Origin of the sequence: Tepidimonas thermarum (assembly GCF_007556705.1) — a bacterium.
Classification (GTDB): domain Bacteria; phylum Pseudomonadota; class Gammaproteobacteria; order Burkholderiales; family Burkholderiaceae_C; genus Tepidimonas; species Tepidimonas thermarum.
The window spans coordinates 1-3,231 of record NZ_VJOL01000091.1; the positions used below are offsets into that span (position 1 = coordinate 1).

At 68.9% G+C, this 3,231-nt stretch carries 4 protein-coding genes; all 4 read right to left on the reverse strand.

Annotation, left to right across the window (positions count from 1 at the left end; genetic code table 11):
* Positions 1-289: 289 nt before the first annotated feature.
* The gene (locus Tther_RS12800; RefSeq protein ID WP_143904478.1) at positions 290-1,501 is read right to left on the reverse strand and encodes a CaiB/BaiF CoA transferase family protein; all 1,212 of its coding nucleotides are present in this window, start codon (positions 1,499-1,501) and stop codon (positions 290-292) included.
* Positions 1,502-1,505: 4 nt separating this feature from the next.
* Positions 1,506-2,015, reverse strand: a complete 510-nt coding sequence (locus Tther_RS12805; protein WP_143904480.1) for a low molecular weight protein-tyrosine-phosphatase — start codon at positions 2,013-2,015, stop codon at positions 1,506-1,508.
* Between the two features lie 44 nt (positions 2,016-2,059).
* Entirely contained in the window at positions 2,060-2,683 is a 624-nt protein-coding gene (locus tag Tther_RS12810) for a MarC family protein (RefSeq protein WP_143904482.1), read from the reverse strand.
* 85 nt (positions 2,684-2,768) lie between these two features.
* Positions 2,769-3,231, reverse strand: a 463-nt coding sequence (locus Tther_RS12815; RefSeq protein ID WP_143904484.1) for an EAL domain-containing protein, incomplete at its 5' end; no start/stop codon positions are given.

The window sequence follows — 3,231 nt, forward strand, 5'->3', positions numbered from 1 at the left end:
GCGCCATCCAGTCCGTTCTCGAGCAAGATCGCATAAGCGGCTTCCAAGGGGTTGGTTTCGACTCGTATTGCCATGAGGGTTACACTCCTTTCTCGAAGTCATGGCGTCAGACCCACCCTCGCGCTGTCTGCTGGGCGGGGAGCGTAGGCGCGTAGCGCCGGAGATCCCCGCCCAGCAGACAACCGGCAAAATGGAATTTACAGAAAGAACGATACACAACTTGGGAGGGGCTCGGTCAGGCATACTGACCGCCCCTATCCCTATGCAGGGCCAGCCGCTGGCGCAGCGCCTAGGCGTCGCGGCGCGCTGGCCAGCCGGTGGTGCCGGCCACGTCGGCGTCGTGTTCGCCCAGGCGCGGGGCCGGGTGGCGCAAGGCGCCGGGCGTGGCGCTGAGCTTGGGGACGATGCCGGGTACCTTGAGCGGTCGGCCATCGCGATCGGTGCTTGGCACCACCATGCCGCGCGCCAGGTATTGCGGGTCGGTGGCGATGTCGGCCGCGGTGTACATCTTGCCCACCGGCACGTCGGCCGCCTCCAGGGCCGCAATCACCTCGTCCACGCTGCGCGTGCGCGTCCACGCCTCGATGGCGGCGTCCAGTTCGGCCGCGCGCCGCGCCCGCCCGTCGTTGTGGGCCAGATCGGGGTCTTGCGCCAGGTCGTCGCGCCCGATGGCGTGCATCAGGCGCCGAAAAATCCCATCCCCATTGCCACCGATGAGCACGTAAGCGTCCTGGCCGTCGGCGCCGGGGCGACAGCGGTAGGCATTGGAGGGCGCGATGCCCGGCAAAGCGCTGCCGGCGCGCTCGCGCACCACGCCAAAGGCGTCGTACTCCGGCAGCAGGCTCTCCATCAGGTTGAACACGCTCTCGTAGAGGGCCACGTCGATCATCTGGCCCTGGCCGCCGCGCGCGTCGCGGTGGTAGAGCGCCATGAGCACGCCAATGACGCCGTGTAGCGCGGCGATGGAGTCGCCGATGGACACGCCCGTGCGCACCGGCACCCGGCCCGGCTCGCCGGTCAGGTAGCGCAGGCCGCCCATGGCCTCGCCCAAAATGCCAAAACCGGGTTTGTGTGCGTACGGGCCGGTTTGGCCGTAGCCGGACAGGCGCAGCATGATCAGACGGGGGTTGAGGGTGTGCAGCGCCTCCCAGCCCAGGCCCCAGCCCTCCAGCGTGCCGGGTTTGAAGTTTTCGATCAGCACGTCGGCCTCGGCCGCCAGCCGCCGCACCAGGGCTTGCCCGTCGGCCGTGCGCAGGTCGGCGCAGACCGAGCGTTTGTTGCGCGACTGCACCTCCCACCACACCGAGGTGCCATCGCGCAACAGCCGCCACTTGCGCAGCGGGTCGCCGCCGGTGGGCGGCTCGATTTTGATGACGTCGGCACCGAAGTCGGCCAGCGTTTTGGCGGCAAACGGTCCGGCGATGAGCTGGCCGAGTTCGAGCAAGCGCAGGCCCGCCAGCGGTCCGGCGGCAGTGGTGTGGGGCAGGTCAGCAGCGGTCATGGCGTCAATGGCGGGTGTGCGGGCGCTGGGCCAGCACCCGTTCGATGTGGTCGAGCAAGCCGTCGCAGGCGTCTTCCACCAGGTCGAGCACATGCTCGAAGCCGTCCGCGCCGCCGTAGTACGGGTCGGGCACGACGGGGCTGTCGTGGCGCCGGCAGAATTCGGTGAGCCGGCGCAGCTTGCGCCGGTGCGGCGGCGGACACATGGCTTCGGCCAACGCCAGGTTGTCCCAGTCCATCGCCAGCAGCAGGTCGTGGCGCGCAAAGTCGTCGCTGCTGAGCTGCCGGGCGCGCAAATCCTCCAGCACATAGCCGCGCAGCCGGGCGTGGTGCTGGGCGCGCGGGTCCGGCGGCTGGCCCACATGGTAGGCGTGCGTGCCAGCGGAGTCGACGGCGACGCGCGGGTGCAGGCCGCGCGCTTGCAGCCGCTGCCGCATGACGCCGTGCGCCGTCGGGCTGCGGCAGATGTTGCCCATGCAGAAAAAGAGGACGCGGTATTCGTAGCCGGCGTGCATGCGTGCATTGTGCCGCAGCGCCGCCGGGCGCGCGGCCCCGGGGATCAGTGACCGGCCAGGACTGGGAAGAGCCGCATCAGGCCGCTGGCCATGACTTCGACCGCCAGCGCCGCCAGAATCAGCCCCATGAGCCGCGTCATGACGTTGATGCCGGTCTTGCCCAGCACCCGCGCAATCGGCTCGGCCAGGGTAAAGCACAGCGCCGTGGCCGCCGCAATGACCACGCCATAGCCGACCAGCGCCGCGTGTTGCCAAAAGGTCTTGGCCTGGTCGGCGTAGATGACCACGGTGGACATGGTGGCCGGGCCCGTCAGCAGGGGGATGGTCAAGGGCACCACGGCGATCGAGGCGCGGCCGGCCGCATCGTCCACCTCGTCGCGGGTGGTTTTGGCTTCGGCCGGCTGGGCGTTGAGCATGGACAGCGCCGACATGAGCAGCAGCATGCCGCCACCGACCTGGAAGCTGGCCAGCGAAATGCCGAAGAACGCCAGGATTTGCAAGCCGGCGAGCGCCGACACCGCGATCACGGCAAAGGCGGACAGGGCGGATATCGCGATCGTGCGCCGCCGCTGTTGACGCGAAAAGCCCAGCGTGTAGTGGATGAAAAACGGCACGATCGCCAGCGGGTTGACGATGGCCAGCAGCGTGATGAGCGGCTTGAGGTCCATGCCACGATTGTGGACGGGATTGGCGGTGCGCGGCCACGACCACAGCCGTCGCCGCGCCTGCACCACCGCCCGCCCAGGCGGGGCGTCAGCCGGGGGGCGCGCCGGCCCGCGCGCGTGTGTGGGCGTGCAGCCAGACCGTCAGCTCCTCCGCGGGCATGGCGCGCGCAAACAGCCAGCCCTGGAACACGTCGCAACCGTGCTGGCGCAAAAAGTCGCGCTGGGCGTCGGTTTCCACCCCTTCGGCGACGACGCGCAGCCCCAGGTCGTGCGCCATCGAGAGCGTGGCGCGCACGATGGCGGCACTGTCCACGTCATCGGGGAGGCCGCGCACGAACGAGCGGTCGATCTTGAGTTGCGCGATCGGCAGGCGCTGCAAATAGCCCAGGCTCGAATAGCCGGTGCCAAAGTCGTCGAGACTTAGCAGGCCGTTGAAAAAATACCCTTCGAACGCACCAGTGACGCTGCTTTCGAAGAAACGAGCCGCCCAGACGTGGCTGCGCAGCGATTGCGACGTGCATTTCGGCCGGTTTGCAGGCCGTTTTGCCCAT

Excerpts from the sequence above, each read along its gene's own strand:
- Tther_RS12800 (WP_143904478.1), bottom strand. The coding sequence starts at position 1,501 with ATGACCGCTGCTGACCTGCCCCACACCACTGCCGCCGGACCGCTGGCG.
- Tther_RS12805 (WP_143904480.1), bottom strand. The coding sequence starts at position 2,015 with ATGCACGCCGGCTACGAATACCGCGTCCTCTTTTTCTGCATGGGCAAC.
- Tther_RS12810 (WP_143904482.1), bottom strand. The coding sequence starts at position 2,683 with ATGGACCTCAAGCCGCTCATCACGCTGCTGGCCATCGTCAACCCGCTG.